Source organism: uncultured Microbacterium sp. (assembly GCF_913776565.1).
Lineage (GTDB): Bacteria > Actinomycetota > Actinomycetes > Actinomycetales > Microbacteriaceae > Microbacterium.
On the sequence record NZ_CAJYPF010000049.1, the window covers coordinates 1 to 15,182 of the forward strand.

General features: G+C 70.1%; 17 protein-coding genes and 1 tRNA gene. 13 read left to right on the forward strand and 5 right to left on the reverse strand.

Annotated features, from left to right (window positions below; genetic code table 11):
• Positions 1–77 precede the first annotated feature (77 nt).
• Both QZ433_RS03055 and arr read left to right on the forward strand, forming a co-directional pair.
• The gene (locus QZ433_RS03055; RefSeq protein WP_295779956.1) at positions 78–218 is read left to right on the forward strand and encodes a hypothetical protein; all 141 of its coding nucleotides are present in this window, start codon (positions 78–80) and stop codon (positions 216–218) included.
• A gap of 12 nt (positions 219–230) precedes the next feature.
• Entirely contained in the window at positions 231–638 is a 408-nt protein-coding gene (gene arr / locus QZ433_RS03060; RefSeq protein WP_295779957.1) for an NAD(+)--rifampin ADP-ribosyltransferase, read from the forward strand.
• Positions 639–1,365: 727 nt separating this feature from the next.
• Here arr and QZ433_RS03065 read toward each other — a convergent pair.
• Positions 1,366–1,854 carry a YajQ family cyclic di-GMP-binding protein gene (locus QZ433_RS03065; RefSeq protein WP_076677322.1) on the reverse strand — a complete coding sequence of 163 codons (489 nt, stop codon included), beginning with the start codon at positions 1,852–1,854 and terminating at the stop codon, positions 1,366–1,368.
• 235 nt (positions 1,855–2,089) lie between these two features.
• Here QZ433_RS03065 and QZ433_RS03070 point away from each other — a divergent pair, with 235 nt between their 5' ends.
• The 6 genes from QZ433_RS03070 to QZ433_RS03095 all read left to right on the forward strand — a co-directional run bounded on the left by QZ433_RS03070 (position 2,090) and on the right by QZ433_RS03095 (position 7,596).
• A complete protein-coding gene (locus QZ433_RS03070; protein ID WP_295779958.1) occupies positions 2,090–3,328 on the forward strand; it encodes a maltose ABC transporter substrate-binding protein in 1,239 nt (412 codons plus the stop codon).
• Positions 3,329–3,427: 99 nt separating this feature from the next.
• Positions 3,428–5,062, forward strand: a complete 1,635-nt coding sequence (locus QZ433_RS03075) for an ABC transporter permease subunit (RefSeq protein ID WP_295779959.1) — start codon at positions 3,428–3,430, stop codon at positions 5,060–5,062.
• A gap of 1 nt (position 5,063) precedes the next feature.
• Positions 5,064–5,990, forward strand: a complete 927-nt coding sequence (locus QZ433_RS03080) for a sugar ABC transporter permease (protein ID WP_295779960.1) — start codon at positions 5,064–5,066, stop codon at positions 5,988–5,990.
• A 51-nt stretch (positions 5,991–6,041) separates the two neighbouring features.
• Entirely contained in the window at positions 6,042–6,542 is a 501-nt protein-coding gene (locus QZ433_RS03085; protein WP_295779961.1) for an FBP domain-containing protein, read from the forward strand.
• Positions 6,539–7,420, forward strand: coding sequence for a PfkB family carbohydrate kinase (locus tag QZ433_RS03090; protein ID WP_295779962.1), 882 nt, complete (start codon positions 6,539–6,541; stop codon positions 7,418–7,420). Before QZ433_RS03085 ends, QZ433_RS03090 begins: the two co-directional genes overlap by 4 nt.
• Before the next feature lie 91 nt (positions 7,421–7,511).
• Positions 7,512–7,596 (forward strand) — tRNA-Tyr (locus QZ433_RS03095).
• Positions 7,597–7,652: 56 nt separating this feature from the next.
• Here QZ433_RS03095 and QZ433_RS03100 read toward each other — a convergent pair.
• Positions 7,653–8,000: a hypothetical protein gene (locus tag QZ433_RS03100; protein WP_295779963.1), complete on the reverse strand. Its 348-nt coding sequence runs from the start codon at positions 7,998–8,000 to the stop codon at positions 7,653–7,655.
• Positions 8,001–8,092: 92 nt separating this feature from the next.
• Entirely contained in the window at positions 8,093–8,461 is a 369-nt protein-coding gene (locus QZ433_RS03105) for a hypothetical protein (RefSeq protein ID WP_295779964.1), read from the reverse strand.
• 141 nt (positions 8,462–8,602) lie between these two features.
• Between QZ433_RS03105 and QZ433_RS03110 the strand changes: the two genes are divergently transcribed.
• Entirely contained in the window at positions 8,603–9,037 is a 435-nt protein-coding gene (locus QZ433_RS03110; RefSeq protein WP_295779965.1) for a MarR family transcriptional regulator, read from the forward strand.
• On the opposite strand, the gene aztA is transcribed toward QZ433_RS03110, so the two are convergent.
• On the reverse strand, positions 9,009–9,662 hold the full coding sequence (gene aztA / locus QZ433_RS03115; protein ID WP_295779966.1) for a zinc ABC transporter ATP-binding protein AztA: 654 nt from the start codon (positions 9,660–9,662) through the stop codon (positions 9,009–9,011). The two genes, QZ433_RS03110 and aztA, sit on opposite strands and share 29 nt — an antisense overlap.
• Before the next feature lie 56 nt (positions 9,663–9,718).
• Here aztA and aztB point away from each other — a divergent pair, with 56 nt between their 5' ends.
• The 4 genes from aztB to aztD are packed head-to-tail and all read left to right on the forward strand — an operon-like array spanning position 9,719 to position 13,947.
• Positions 9,719–10,573: a zinc ABC transporter permease AztB gene (aztB, locus tag QZ433_RS03120; RefSeq protein WP_295779967.1), complete on the forward strand. Its 855-nt coding sequence runs from the start codon at positions 9,719–9,721 to the stop codon at positions 10,571–10,573.
• A 13-nt stretch (positions 10,574–10,586) separates the two neighbouring features.
• Positions 10,587–11,807, forward strand: coding sequence for an ABC transporter (locus QZ433_RS03125; protein ID WP_295779968.1), 1,221 nt, complete (start codon positions 10,587–10,589; stop codon positions 11,805–11,807).
• Between the two features lies 1 nt (position 11,808).
• Entirely contained in the window at positions 11,809–12,717 is a 909-nt protein-coding gene (gene aztC, locus QZ433_RS03130) for a zinc ABC transporter substrate-binding protein AztC (protein ID WP_295779969.1), read from the forward strand.
• A gap of 30 nt (positions 12,718–12,747) precedes the next feature.
• On the forward strand, positions 12,748–13,947 hold the full coding sequence (gene aztD / locus QZ433_RS03135; RefSeq protein WP_295779970.1) for a zinc metallochaperone AztD: 1,200 nt from the start codon (positions 12,748–12,750) through the stop codon (positions 13,945–13,947).
• A 142-nt stretch (positions 13,948–14,089) separates the two neighbouring features.
• Here the strand turns inward: aztD and QZ433_RS03140 are convergent, their stop codons facing one another.
• Positions 14,090–14,977 (reverse strand): LysR family transcriptional regulator, encoded by an 888-nt coding sequence (locus tag QZ433_RS03140; protein WP_295779971.1) that lies wholly within the window; start codon positions 14,975–14,977, stop codon positions 14,090–14,092.
• Positions 14,978–15,182 lie beyond the last annotated feature (205 nt).

Genomic DNA, 15,182 nt, shown 5'->3' on the forward strand with positions numbered 1-15,182 from the left:
CGCGACGACGCGCTGAGGGGCTGAGTCGCGCTCGCAACCCCCTCGCGCGCGCCCGCGCCGCGTGTGAGCATCGACGCATGGAAAAGGACCAGAAGCAGCCGTTCGAGAACCCCTCCGTCGACGACGACAGCGACATGCCCTCGCACATGGAGGAGCGCACCGTGGGTCGCGACACCGAGCGCGAGATCACGCAGATGATCAACGGCATCGAGGGCTGACGCCGCCGTACCATGGCGGATGTGCTCGATCCCGGCCCGTTCTTCCACGGGACCAAGGCCGACCTGCGGGTGGGCGACCTTCTCACGCCCGGCTTCCGGTCGAACTACCGGCCCGAGATCGTCATGAACCACGTGTACTTCACCGCGCTGCGGGACGGTGCGGGCCTCGCAGCCGAGATCATCCCGGGGGACGGGCCGCCGCGGGTCTACGAGGTCGAGCCGACGGGGGAGTTCGAGAACGATCCCAACGTGACCGACAAGAAGTTCCCCGGCAACCCCACGCGCTCGTACCGCACCGCTTCGCCGCTGCGCATCGTCGCCGAGCGAGACGATTGGACGCGCTTGACCCGTGAAGCGCTCGCGATGTGGCGCACGAGGCTGACCACGATGCGAGACGAGAACGCCGAGATCATCAACTGACGGGCATCGGGGTCGCACCGGTCACGCCGGTTCGGTCGTCCGGATGAGACCGCACTCGACGCACGACCACGCCACGAGGAAGCGTTCGTCGTCGAGGTACGCGGGGGCGAATTCCTTGATCGCGAGGAGCGTACTCACGTCGCTCGTGCTGGCGATGATGTCACGTAGGTCGAAGCCGGCGTCCAACTGGCGGGCGCCGGGAGCGCGCCGTCCGACTCCGTTCACGGCGACGTCGCTCCCGCCCCGGTCACGCCGGTTCGGTTGTGCGGATGAGACCGCACTCGACGCACGACCACGCCACGAGGAAACGTTCGTCGTCGAGGATCTCGAAGCGCAGCGGCCCACCACACGTGGGGCAGGCGTAGGGGTCAGGACGATTCACACGAAGGGCGACACCACCGCGAAGACCAGCGCGGCCGCGGAGACGACGAACTCGGCACCCCCCGCGAACCGTGCGATAGCGCGGGCGGGAGGCGGTGACATCACACGGCCGGCGGAACGGAGGCAGAGTACAGAGAGGATGACGCCCGCGAGGGACAGAAAGAAACCAGTGAACCACCCGCACACCGCGCCCAAACCCTCGATTTGCGGCTCAGAAGCAAGCTGGTTCGCGAACTGACTGCACAGGATGCCGATCAGCGCGATGCCGAGCGAAGTTCCCGCCCCCCACAGCCGATCGCTCAGCCTGCGGGAGGGTCGCGGAAGCGGGGCCGTGGCCACCGAGGACTCAGCGGTAGTTCGTGAACTGCAGGTCCACGTCGAGGTCGGCGGCCTTGAGCAGGCGCTGCACCTCTTGCAGGTCGTCGCGCGACTTGGACTGCACGCGCAGCTCGTCGCCCTGGATCTGCGACTTGACGCCCTTGGGGCCCTCGTCGCGGATGATCTTGCCGATCTTCTTCGCGTTCTCCTGCGAGATGCCCTCTTTCAGCGTGGAGGTGATGCGGTACTCCTTGCCGCTCTGCACCGGCTCGCCGCTCTCGAGGCTCTTCAACGAGATGCCGCGCTTGATGAGCTTGGTCTGGAAGACGTCGAGCACCGCGTTCGCGCGCTCTTCGGAGTTGGCCTTGATGACGATGGACTCGCCGCTCCAGGCGATCGAGGCGTCGGTGCCCTTGAAGTCGTAGCGCTGCTCGACCTCTTTGTGCGCCTGGTTGAGGGCGTTGTCGGCCTCTTGCCGGTCGATCTTGGAGACGATGTCGAACGAAGAATCAGCCATGCCCCCAGGGTACCGGGCGGTCCGGCCGGAGGGGAGCGGTCACCCGGGTACGGGTGTCGTCGTCGCCGCACAGACATCGCATCGGCAGGTCACAGGTTGATATCGGAACGCGCGGCGTTTTTGATCCGCGTCCATCTCCGGCTAACTATGTAAGCGCTTGCATAACGAGCTGGGGCCGACGACGTCCGCCACGCGGTACGTCTGGTGCCCTTCCCCCCACCAGAGAGGCACACCAATGAAGGTGACATCTACGCGCGCGCTCGGTTTCGGCGCGCTCATCGCCGCGGGCTCGATGCTGCTCGCCGGTTGCTCCGGCGCCGGCAGCGCTCCCCAGGCCGGCGGTGACGCCGCCGCGGCCGGCACCCTGACCGTCTGGGTCGACGCCAACCGCGCCGACGCGCTGAAGGACGTCGCCGCGACGTTCTCGGAAGAGAAGGGTCTGAAGGTCGACCTGGTCGAGAAGGACTTCTCGAAGATCCAGGCCGACTTCGCCGCCCAGGTCCCCACCGGCAAGGGCCCCGACATCACCGTCGGCGCGCACGACTGGCTCGGCGGCTTCGTGCAGGACGGTCTGGTCGCCCCCATCGAGCTCGGCGACAAGGCGTCCGAGTTCCAGGAGGTCGCGATCCAGGCCTTCACCGACGAGGGCAAGGTCTACGGCCTGCCCTACGCGACCGAGAACATCGCGCTCATGCGCAACGTCGATCTCGTCCCCGAGGCGCCGACGTCGTTCGACGACATGATCGCCAAGGGCACCGCGGCGGGCGTGCAGTACCCGTTCGTCGTCGGTCTCGACCCGGCGAACGCCGACCCGTACCACCTCTACCCGTTCGAGACCTCGTTCGGTAACTCCGTCTTCGCGCGCAACGCCGACGGCAGCTACGACGGCTCGCAGCTGTCGATCGGCGACGAGGCCGGCCAGGCCTTCGCAACCTGGCTCGGTGCGCAGGGCGCCGCCGGCACCATCAACCTGAACCTGACGCAGGACCTCTCGAAAGAGGCCTTCAACTCGGGTCAGACGCCGTTCATCCTGACCGGGCCCTGGAACGTGGCGGATGCCGAGGCCAAGGGCATCAACATCGCCATCGACCCGATCCCGTCGGCCGGCGGCCAGCCCGCACAGCCCTTCGTCGGTGTGCAGGGCTTCTACCTGAACGCAAAGTCGCAGAACGCGCTCGCCGCGAACGAGTTCCTGGTGAACTACCTGGCCACCGAGCCCGTGCAGACGGCGCTGTACGAGGCGGGGGACCGCCCGCCGGCACTGACGGCCGCCTACGAGAAGGCCTCGGCCGACCCGATCATCGCCGGCTTCGGCGAGGTCGGCGCGCAGGGCGCCCCCATGCCGAGCATCCCCGAGATGGGTTCGGTCTGGGAGTTCTGGGGCGTCGCCGAGGTGTCGCTGCTGAAGGGTGAAGACCCCACCGCCATCTGGACGAAGATGTCCGACGACATCGCGGCCAAGATCGCCGGTTGACCCGGCGCCGCGGCGGGCGCGTCCGAGCGGCCGCCCGCCGCGGCATCCCTCTTCTTTCCCTCCCCCCGGGATCCCCCCCCGATCACGAAGGCCTCGACGATGACGGCTCCTCTTCTCGAACACGACACCGCGCCCGAAAACCCGACCCGCGATCCCGCTGCCGAACGCCGGCGTCGCCGGGCGGAGCGGTACGCCGAAGCAGCCGCCGCCGGATGGAAGGTCTGGCTCGTCAAGATCGTGGCGCTCGCGCTGCTGGATGCCGCCGCGCTGTACGCGGTGATGATGCTCGCCGGCACCGGCCAGTGGGCGGTGGCCGCGATCGTGGCGGTCATCGCGGTGGGCGTGAACGTCGTCTACCTCACGCCCGGCCTGCTGCCGGCGAAGTACCTCACGCCCGGTCTGATCTTTCTGCTGGTCTTCCAGATCTTCGTGGTCGGGTACACCGTCTACATCGCCTTCACCAACTACGGGTCCGGACACAACTCCACCAAGGACGACGCGGTCAACGCGCTCCTGCTGCAGTCGCAGACGCGCGTGGAGGACAGCGCGACCTACCCCGTCACGATCGTCGAGAGCGGGGGAGTGTTCTCGCTCCTGGTGACCGACCCCGACACCGGCGACGCGGCCGTGGGCACCACCGATCAGGCTCTGGAGCCGGTGGACGCCCAGTTCGCGGGCGGACGTGCGGTGTCGGCCGACGGCTACACCTCGCTCGACTTCGCGGGGATCCTCGCCAACCAGACCGCGATCGGGGCGATCGCCGTGCCGATCTCGGACGACCCCAACGACGGGTTCCTGCGCACGACCGACGGCTCGAACGCGTACCTGTTCACGTCGAGCCTGACCTGGGATGCCGCGGCCGACACGATGACGGACACGACCGACGGCACGGTGTACCGCGACATCGGCACGGGGGCGTTCACCGCCGACGACGGCCAGGAGCTGCTGCCCGGCTGGGTCGTGACCGTCGGCGCCGACAACTTCGTGCGCGCCTTCACCGAGGACTCCATCCGGGGCCCGTTCCTCGCGGTCGCCGTCTGGACCTTCGTCTTCGCCTTCCTGTCGGTCGCGACGACGTTCGTGCTGGGGCTGTTCCTCGCGATCGTGCTGAACGATCCGCGCATGAAGAGCCGCAAGTACTACCGGGTCGTGATGATCCTGCCGTACGCCTTCCCGGCCTTCCTCTCGGCGTTGGTGTGGGCGGGCATGTTCAACCAGGACTTCGGGTTCATCAACCAGACGATCCTGGGCGGGGCCAGCATCCCGTGGCTTCAGGACCCGCTGCTCGCCAAGATCGCGATCCTCATCGTGAACCTCTGGCTGGGGTACCCCTACATGTTCCTCGTGTGCACCGGCGCGCTGCAGTCGATCCCCGACGACATCACCGAGGCCGGACGCGTCGACGGCGCGAGCGTGTGGCAGATCTTCCGCCACATCAAGTTCCCCCTGCTGCTCGTCTCGGTCGCGCCGCTGCTGATCTCGTCGTTCGCGTTCAACTTCAACAACTTCAACCTCATCTACATGCTCACCGGCGGTGGCCCGCGCTTCACCGACGCCGCGATCAACGCCGGGGCCACCGACATCCTGATCTCGATGGTCTACAAGGTCGCGTTCGTGGGCCAGCTGCGCGACTTCGGTCTCGCCAGCGCGTTCTCGATCGTGATCTTCCTGCTCGTCGGCGTGATCTCGTACATCGGATTCCGACAGACCAAGGCCCTCGAGGAGCTGAACTGACATGGCGACCGACACCCTCACCACGACTCGTCCCACCGCGCGTCGCGGAAACGGCATCCCGCGCCCCCCGCGGCGCCCCTTCGGCACCTGGTTCCGCCAGACCGGCTGGCGTCACCTGATCGGCATCGCGATGCTGATCTTCTCGTCCTTCCCGCTGCTATACGTGCTGTCGGCCGCGCTGAACCCGGGCGGCACCCTGCTGACCGCGAACGGCCTGTTCCAGACGGTGAGCATCGACAGCTTCGTCCGTTTGTTCTCGCTGCCGCAGCAGCCGTTCGCCGCGTGGTTCGTCAACTCCCTCGTGATCGGTCTGGCCACCGCCGCAGGCACGGTCTTCCTCGGGGCGCTCGCCGCGTACTCCTTCTCGCGGATGCGATTCGCCGGACGCCGCTTCGGTCTGCTCAGCCTGCTGCTGGTGCAGATGTTCCCGCAGCTGCTGGCGTTCGTGGCGATCTTCCTGCTCATGACGACCATCGCCGACGTCTTCCCGGCGATCGGATTGAACACCCAGATCGGTCTGATCATGGTCTACCTGGGCGGGGCGCTGGGGGTGAACACGTACCTGATGTACGGCTTCTTCAACACCGTGCCCGCTTCGATCGACGAAGCGGCCAAGATCGACGGGGCCGGGCACGCGCGCATCTTCTTCACGATCATCCTGCGCCTGGTCGCGCCGATCCTCGCCGTCGTCGGACTGCTGTCGTTCATCGCGACCATGAACGACTTCGTCCTGGCATCCGTGATCCTCGTCGACCCGGCCAAGCAGACGCTCGCCGTCGGGCTGTACCAATTCGTGTCGCAGGAGACGGCGACCAACTGGTCGGTGTTCGCCGCCGGCGCCGTGCTGGCCGCGGTGCTGCCGATGGCGTTGTTCCTGGCTCTGCAGCGCTACATCGTGGGCGGTCTGACCGCGGGAAGCGTCAAGTGAGAGGGTGAGGTCCGGCCCGCTCGCCCGCGCGCGCTCGTAGACTCGGGTCCCATGCGAGCACTCACTGAGGACGAGGTCCGTGAGGCCTTCGTCAACGCCGCTCCCGAAGAGCTGCGCGTCGTCGCCCTGCCGCACGACTTCGTCCTGACGGATTGGGACCACCTGGACTTCTTCGCGTGGCGCGATCCGCGCACACGCGGGCGCGGCTACATCGTCACCGAGCACGAGGGCGAGCCCACGGGCATCGTCCTGCGCGCCGCCGAGGGGCAGTCGCGCGCACGGTCGGCGATGTGCAACCTCTGCCACACGATGCAGCCGGGCGATCAGGTGTCGCTGTTCACCGCACGCAAGGCGGGCGAGGCCGGTGAGCACGGCGACACCGTCGGCACGTACATCTGCGCCGACATGTCCTGCCACGAGACCGTGCGCCTGGCGGCGCCGCTCGCGCCGAGCGAGATCCGGGCGAGCGTCGACCGCAAGATCGACGGCACCCGGCGACGCACCGAGGAGTTCGTCGCCCGCGTGCTCGACGCCGCCGAGGTGACCCGGTGAGCGGACGCATCGTCGTGATCGGCGACGCCCTGATCGACGAGATCCGCGACGACGCCGGTGTGCGCGAATTCGTCGGCGGTGCCGGGCTCAACGTGGCGGTCGGCCTCTCGCGGCTGGGGGTGCCGGCATCCCTCATCGCGATGGTGGGCGACGACGCCGCGGGGGATCAGATCCGCGCCTACCTCGCCGAGTGCGACGTCGAGCTGCTCGCGAGCCCCGCCGAACACGGCTCCTCGCGGGCCGTGAGCACCCGCTCGGCCGAGGGGGAGCCGCAGTACGTCTTCAACGACGCCGCGCAGAACCGGCGCGTGGCCTACGGTGCGTCGGAGCGTGCGGCGATCGCGGATGCCCCGATGGTCGTGGTCAGCTGCTTCCCCTTCGACGACCGCGCGCAGACGGATGCGCTCGTGGATGCCGTGGCCTCGGCCGGAACACCCCTCGCCATCGACCCGAACCCGCGCAGCGGCATGCTGCACGACCGCGACGAGTTCGTCCGTGGCTTCGAACGCGCGGCATCCGGGGCGCTGCTGGTGAAGGTCGGCGAGGACGATGCGCAGCTGCTCTACGGCACCTCGCTCGACGACCTGCGCGACCGGCTCACGGGCCTGGGTGTGGATGCGGTGCTGGCGACCTACGGCGCGGGCGGTGCCGCGATCGTCGCGGGCGATGTGACGGTGTCGCGCGGCATCTCGAACCTTCCGGGACCCATCGTCGACACGATGGGCGGGGGTGACGCCGTGCTCGCGACGACCGCCGCGCTCGTGCGCGAGCGGCTGCCCGGGGCGGCGGAGGATTGGGATGCCGTGCTCTCGCGCGCCATGGACGTCGCCGCGGCGACGTGCCGGAGCGAGGGGGCGCTGCTGCGCACGCCCGAGTGAGGCCGCCGGTGGTTTCGAGCACCCCTCCGGGGATAGTAGAGTGGTTTCTCGCGCCTCTGGTCGACTGAAAAAGCCGGGCGGGTGCGCATCTGGCGAGTTACCCAAGCGGCCAAAGGGATCTGACTGTAAATCAGACTGCATTGCATTCGGGGGTTCGAATCCCTCACTCGCCACCACACACGAAAAGGGCACCCGAATCGGGTGCCCTTTTCTCGTCGATCGACGCGACCGCTCAGCAGGCCGCGAGCAGAGCCTTCGACTTCGTCTCGAGGAATGCGACGAGGGCGCCCAACACATTGACCTCGTTGCCGAGGTTGACGAGCGCGACCGCCGAGAGCTCGATGGTGGCGTCTCGCGCCTCCATCGTGGCCTTCCAACTGCCGTCGCCACCCGCGATGGGCTGCAGATACGTGATCGTCTTGGCCTCGGTCAGGTCGACGACGATCAGACCCGCGTCGGGGTCGGACTCGTCGTCCTGTTCCAGGACGCGGATGTCGCTGCCGGTGAGGTAGCCGAGCGCGCGGAACTCCGCGAGCCACGACTCGAGCAGAGACATGTCGAGCAGCTTGCGTACCGGCACGGGTCACTCCGATCCATTCACGTGAATGTCACGTGTCCCCGACAGTATGCAGCATGCGCGAAGGGGGTGGACCGGCGCGGGCCGGCGTGATATCAAGCGGCGCGGACCGGACGACCGGCGGCTCGCGAGGTGCGCATCGGCGTGTGGCTCGACTCTTCAGCGGCCTCCCACGTGCGCGCGTCGACGACGAGGCCCGATGCGGCGTTGGCCTGGTCGGCCAGGGTGCGCAGATAGTCGCCCACGAGCTGCTCGGGCTCGGGGGAGTCGAACACGAATCGCAGCGGGATCGACGGCTGCAGCCAGATCGTCGAGCGGCCCGTTTCGCCCTCGACACCCGTCCAGGTGAGCGTGAACGATTCGCCCCGTCGAAGCTTCGTCGACGCGATCACCTTGATATAACCCATCAGGCGATTGGGAAGTGAGATGGGGGCCGTGTCGGAACCGTAGAACAGCGTTGCCATGATGATCTCCTTCGTCGAGTAGCGGGGCGCGGTCGATTTGTAATCTATCACGTATTTCACAAACTTAATTATTTTGGTGAAATATTCAGGTTTCTGACTATGGTGAGAACAGCGATCGGCCGGATCGTGTCGAGGAGGTGGATGCCGTTGTCGCTTCCTTCTGTCCTGTTGTCCGCGCTCGATGGCTACGTCGAACTGCGCGAGGTCTCTCTGGCGCAGGCGCGACGCGACCTCGGCGTCAGTGAACTCGAGGCGGCCGCCCTGGCGTGCATCGACGAGGAGCCCGGCATCCGTCCCTCCGACCTGCGCACGCACCTGGGGGTGACCGCCGCGGGCGTGACGACCCTGGTCGACCGGCTGATCGGGCGCGGACTGCTACGGCGCGAACTGGATGCCGAAGACCGCCGGGTCAATCACATCCACCTCGAGGTCGACCTCGATGCGGAGCCGTGGATCGCTCTGCGTCGTTTTCCGCGCGACGTGGACGCGGCGATCCGCGACGAGCCCGCGGATGTCGTCGCCGCGGCCGCCGCCCTGTTGGGGCGCGTCACCGAGCGGGTGCGCTCGCGCGGGTGACCCGCCCGTCCGCGAGGGCGATCAGCTGGTCGGCCTGAGCGATGAGTCCGTCGTCGTGGCTGACGCACACGACGGTGGCCCCGCGGTCGATCTCGGCCGCGATCGCACGCCGGTTCAGGTCGGCGCTGGCCGCATCGAGCCCGGTCGTTGGCTCGTCGAGCAGCAGGACGTCGGCGCGCCGCGCCAATCCCTGCGCGAGGAGTGCGCGCTGACGCTGCCCACCCGACAGGGTGCCGAACGGTCTGTACGCGAGCGCGGCGATGTCGAGCTGCTGCATGGCCGCGTCGATGTCGTCGCGGAGCGCCGGGGTCAGGCGGCGGACGGTGCCGACGCGCCCCCAGGCGCCGACGGACACGATCTCGCGCACGGTGATGGGCAGATGCTCGGACACGGCCGCGCGCTGCGGGACGAAGGCGCGGGAGAGCGCCCCCGTGTCCACGCGTCCGGCCGAGGGGGTGCGGGCGCCGGCGAGTACCTCGAGCAGCGTCGACTTGCCCGCTCCGTTCGGGCCGACGATCACGGTGAGTCGTCCCGCGGGGACGTCGAGGTCGACGCCGGAGAGAGCCTCGACGTCGTCGTACGCGACGCTGAGGCCGGTCGTCGTCAGGGCGGGGTGGGAGGTCATGGCCTCCATCATACGAGTTTGAGAATCGTTATCACTTAACGCTACGGTCGGTCCTCGTGTCCTGGCTCTTCGACCCCTTCTCGCTCGAGTTCGTCCAGCGCGCCCTGCTCGGCGGCGTGCTGGTGTCGGTACTGTGCGCCGTCGCGGGGACGTGGGTGATCGTGCGGGGCATGGCGTTCCTCGGCGAGGCGCTCGCCCACGGCATGCTGCCCGGCGTCGCCCTGGCCACGGTGCTCGGCGCGCCCGTCCTGCTCGGCGCGGCCGCGAGCGCGATCGCGATGAGCCTGGGCATCGGCGCCCTGCAGCGCCGCTCGAAGCTCTCGTACGACACCAGCATCGGTCTGCTGTTCGTGGGGATGCTCGCGCTCGGGGTGATCGTCATCTCGCACGCCGGGAGCTTCGCCACGGATGCCACGGCGATCCTGTTCGGCGACATCCTCGCCATCGCGCCCGGTGATCTCGTCGTGCTCGCCCTGGCCGTCGTCATCGGCGTCGGAGCCGCGGTTCTCGCCCACCGCCCGCTCGTCGCCCTCGCGATCGACGAGCGCGTGGCCCGGGTGCTGGGCCTCGCCCCGCGCGTCGCGCAGGCCGTGCTCGTCGGACTCGTCACCCTCGCCGTCGTCGCCTCGTACCAGGCGGTCGGCTCCCTGCTGGTGGTCGGCCTGCTCGTCGCCCCGGCCGTCGCCGCGCGGCAGTGGACCGCTCGGATCGCCTCGACCATGGCGCTCGCCGCCGTCATCGGCGCGGTCGCGGTCGCGGCCGGACTCCTCGTCTCGTGGCACGCCGCCACGGCCGCGGGGGCGACCATCGCCGCCGCCGCGATCGCCGCCGCGGGGGTGTCGTGGGGGCTTCGCGCCGCCGTCACCTCTGCGCGCCGGCGCACGGCATCCCCTCTTCCCCTGCCCGCCTGACCCGGGAGTTCCCATGCCCCACCTCGTGACCCGACGACTCGCCCCTCTCGGCGGCCTGATCGTCCTCGCCCTCGCCGGCTGCGCCGCCCCCGCGGCACCGCCCGCCGCTCCGCCCGCTGCCGCGACCGCCGACACCCACGGCGAGATCGCCGGTGCCGCCGAACTCGCCGAGCCCGCGCTGGGCCTGACCTCGATCGCCGCCGACGGCCGGGTGTCGCACCTCGACCTGCTCGACGAGACGACGACGGACCTCGGCGCCGTCCCCCCGCCCGTGGCCATGCACTCCGACGGTCGCTATCTCTTCGCGGCCGACGATGCGGGCGTCTCGATCGTCGACAGCGGCGTATGGACGTGGGATCACGTCGACCACTTCCACTACTACCGCGCCGAGGCCCGCGTGCTCGGTCAGGTCGAGGGTGGGGGCGTCGCCACCGTCGCGACCTCGAACTCGTCCACGACCGGCGGCGCGGGGCTGTTCTTCCCCGACTCCGGAGAGGCGGTGCTGCTGGACACCGAGAAGCTGTCGCAGGGGGAGATCGTCGAGAGGTTCCGCCTCGGGCGCCCGGCCGGGCCGGGCCTGGTCGTTCCCGCGGGGTCGTTCGCCGCGGTCGCCGCCGGGGGAGAGGTCACCCTCCACACCGCCGACGGCGAGCTCGTCGGTGCGACCACCGCGTGCCAAGACCCCGTCGGCACGATCACGACCCGCGTCGGAGCGGTGATCGGATGCCGCGACGGCGCCCTGCTCGTCACGGTCGACGCCGACACCCCCGTCGTCGAACGCATCCCCTACCCCTCGGACACGGCGGCCCCGCGCGCGACGGCCTTCGCCAACCGCGAGGGGCGACCGACCGTCGCCGCGGTCGCCGGCGACGCCGGGGTGTGGATGCTCGACACGCGTGAGCGCGCGTGGACGCTCGTGCCGACGCCCGAACCCGTCGTGCAGGCCACCGCCGTCGACGACAAGGAGCAGAACGTGCTCGCGCTCACGGCCGACGGTCGGGTGCTCGTGCTGGACGGGCGCACCGGGACCCTGCGCGCCTCGACCGCCCCGCTCGTCGGCGAGAGCCTCGCCGCCGCGCTTCCCGTCTCGCTCATCGCCGACCAGCAGCGCGCATACCTGAACGGACCCGCCGAGCAACGCCTGTGGGAGCTCGACTTCGCCGACGAAGCACGCGTGGCGCGGGAGTTCACCCCGGCCGCCGCGCCCTTCTTCGTCGCCGAGACGGGACGCTGACGTGCGCCGCCTGCTCGCCACAGCCGTCGCCGCGGCCCTGCTGACCCTCACCGGATGCGCCGGGGACGCGGCATCCGATCGCCCCCTCATCGCGGTGTCGACCAACATCCTCGGCGACGTCGTGTCGCACCTGGTCCCGGACGACGTCGAGGTGCTGACGCTCATGCGTCCCGGGGCCGACCCCCACTCGTTCGAGATCTCGGCCGCCGAGGCGGCGCGCGTCCGCTCGGCCGACCTGCTCGTCGCCAACGGGCTGGGTCTCGAAGAGGGACTGCAGCAGCATCTCGATGCCGCCGCGGCGGACGGGGTCGCGACCTTCATCGCGGGTGACGCCGTCGAGGTTCTGCCCTACGCGTCGGCCGACGCGGGCGGTGCCGACGACCCGCACTTCTGGACCGATCCCGCGCAGATGATCCGCGTCGTCGACGCCCTCGAGCCCATGATCCAGGGCCTCGACGGGGTGGATGCCGCCGCCGTGGCCTCTCGGGCGGCCCAGTACCGCGCCCACCTGCAGGACCTGGATGCCGACATGACCGCCGCCTTCGCGGCGATCCCCGCCGAGCGACGGGCCCTGGTCACCAACCACCACGTGTTCGGCTACCTGGCCGAGCGCTTCGGGTTCCGCCTCGTCGGTGCCGTCATCCCCGGCGGGACGACGCTCGCCGCCCCCAGCGCGAGCGACCTCGCCGACCTCGTGTCGGCGATCGACGAGGCGGGGGTGCCGACGATCTTCGCCGAGAGCTCGTCTCCGGACCGCCTCGTGCGCGCTCTCGCCGACGAGGCCGATCGCGACGTCGCGGTGACCGAGCTGTTCACCGAGTCGCTGACCGACGTGACCGGCGGCGCCCCCGACTACCTGACCATGATGCGCGTCAACACGGAGCGCATCGCCACCGGGCTCTCGCCCTGACGAAGCCCCACCCGAAGAAAGAGGAACACCATGAGAACCTCCCCCCTGCGCCGCGCGGGTCTGCTCGCGCTCGCGGTCGGAGCCACCGTCGGACTGTCGGCGTGCGCCGGAGCGACCGCTCCGGGTGCCGCGCCCACGGCATCCGCTCCCGCCGAGACCGCCACCCGCGTCGCCCTGTCGTACCCCGGCGGGATCGTCGTGCTCGACGGAGACACCCTCGAGACCGTGGGCGAGGTGTCGAGCGAGGAGTTCACCCGCCTGAACGCCGCCGGTGACGGTCGCCACGTCATGGTCACCACGAGTGCGGGCTTCCAGGTGCTCGACGCCGGCACGGCCGACACCGACCCCGTGCTGACCGACCTGGTCTTCCCCGCCGCCAAGCCCGGCCACGTCGTGACGCACGGCGGAACCACGGTGCTGTACGCCGACGGGACGAGCGACTCGACCATCTTCGACACGGATGCGCTGCTGGCATCCACCGACGCTCTCCCCGAGACGCGGACGATCCCGGGCGTCGAGGCGCACCACGGCGTGTCGATCGTGCTCGAGGACGGCACCTTCGTCACCACGGTGGGCAACGCCGACGGCCGCAACGGCGTCGTCGCGAAGGACGCCTCGGGGGCGACGATCGCCGAGACCGCGGACTGCCCCGGCGTGCACGGCGAGGGGACGGCCCAGGACGAGGCCGTCGTGCTCGGGTGCGAGAACGGCGCGGTCGTCTACGCCGACGGCGCCTTCACCAAGCTGACCGCGCCCGACCAGCCCTACGGCCGCATGGGCAACGCCTACGTCAGTGACACCAGCCCGCTCGTGGTCGGCGACTACAAGGACGACCGGGATGCCGAGGGCTACCTGCTGCACCGCGTCGCCCTTATCGACACCGCCGCCAAGACCCAGCGCGTCGTCGACATGCCGGCGGGGGCGGAGTACACCTTCCGCGACATCGCCCGCGGTCCCGGCGACCTCGCGTACGTGCTCGCCTCGGACGGGGCGATCCACGTGCTCGACCCGGCCACGGGGGAGTTCACCGACGCGTTCCCCGTGATCGACGCGTGGGACGGCCCGGTCGAGTGGCAGGACGCCCACCCCGCGATCAAGGTGTCGGGCGACATCGCCTATGTCACGGAGCCGGCGAAGAACATGGTGCACGCCGTCGACCTGACGACGGGCGAGGTCGTGGCCGGCGTCACCCTCGAGCACACGCCGAACGAGATCGCGCTGACGAAGTAACGCGCCGCGGGGGCGCGCCTCGGCGGGAGACCGCGCGGGGCGCGCCTCCGCTCTGACGATCGCGAGGCGGGGCGGGTCTCCGCCGGCGATCGCGCCGGGGGAGCGCCTCCGAGAACCGTGCGTGGTCCGCAGGCTCGGGCCCCTACCGACCGCCCCTGTCGTACGCCACCTGCAGGGCACCGCGCATCGCGCGGACGCCGGGGCGGTCGGCCGTTCCGCGGCGCACCGCCGTGAACACCTCGCGTCGAGGTTCGCCCGGCGGGTCGACCAGCCGCACGGGCGGCGTCTCGTCCGCGAACACCAGATCGGGGATCATGCCCACGGCATGACCCGATGCCACGAGCCGGGCGTGCGCCGTCAGGTCGGCCATCTCGAACCGCACGTCGGGTTCGAACCCGGCCGCCCGGCACTGCTGCGTCGCCCACTGGCGCGCGGCCGTGCCGACGGGCTCCATCACCCACGCGCGGTCGCGGAGGTCGTCGAGCCGGCGCGCCGGGTCGTCGCGCGCGACGGCGAGGCGGATGGCATCCCTCCCCAGAAGGCCGCGCTCGAGGCCCTCACGGTGCTCGCGCGTGTGGCCGGGGTACTGCTCGGCCACCGCGAGGTCGAAGCCGCGCGCCGCCACCTCGAACAGGCCCTCCTCGGGGGCGAGCTCGGCGACCTCGACGCGCAACTGCGGCTCGCTGGCGGCGAGGGCGTCGAGCGCGCGGGGGAGCAGTCCGTGCGCCGCGGACTGCATGACGGCCAGGCGGACGGGAGCCAACGAGGGGCGCATGCGCTCGAGTTCGGCGCGGGCGGCCTCGTCGGCGGCGAGCATGCGCGCGGCGTGCGCGGCGAGGGCGGCGCCCTGCGCGGTCAGGCGCACGCGGCGCCCGTCGGGCTCGAGCAGGGCCACGCCGGCCTCTTTCTCGAGCAGGGCGAGCTGCTGAGAGATGGTCGACGGGCTGTACGACAGGGCGTCCGCGACGGCGGCGAGCGTACCCCGCACGCTTAGTTCGTGCAGCAGACGCAGGCGGCGCAGATCGAACACGGCATCCCTTCGGTTCTAACGAACAGTATGCATCGGTAATCATCGCTTTTCTCGAACGAACGCGAGCTTCATGCTGAGAGCATCCGAGGAAGGATCGCCATGTCGCTCACCGATGTCCCCGACACCACGTCCGGCACCACCCCCGCCGCACTCGTCGCCCCCCACGAGCTCGCCGACGAGGCGATCGCCCTCGTGCGCCGCTGGC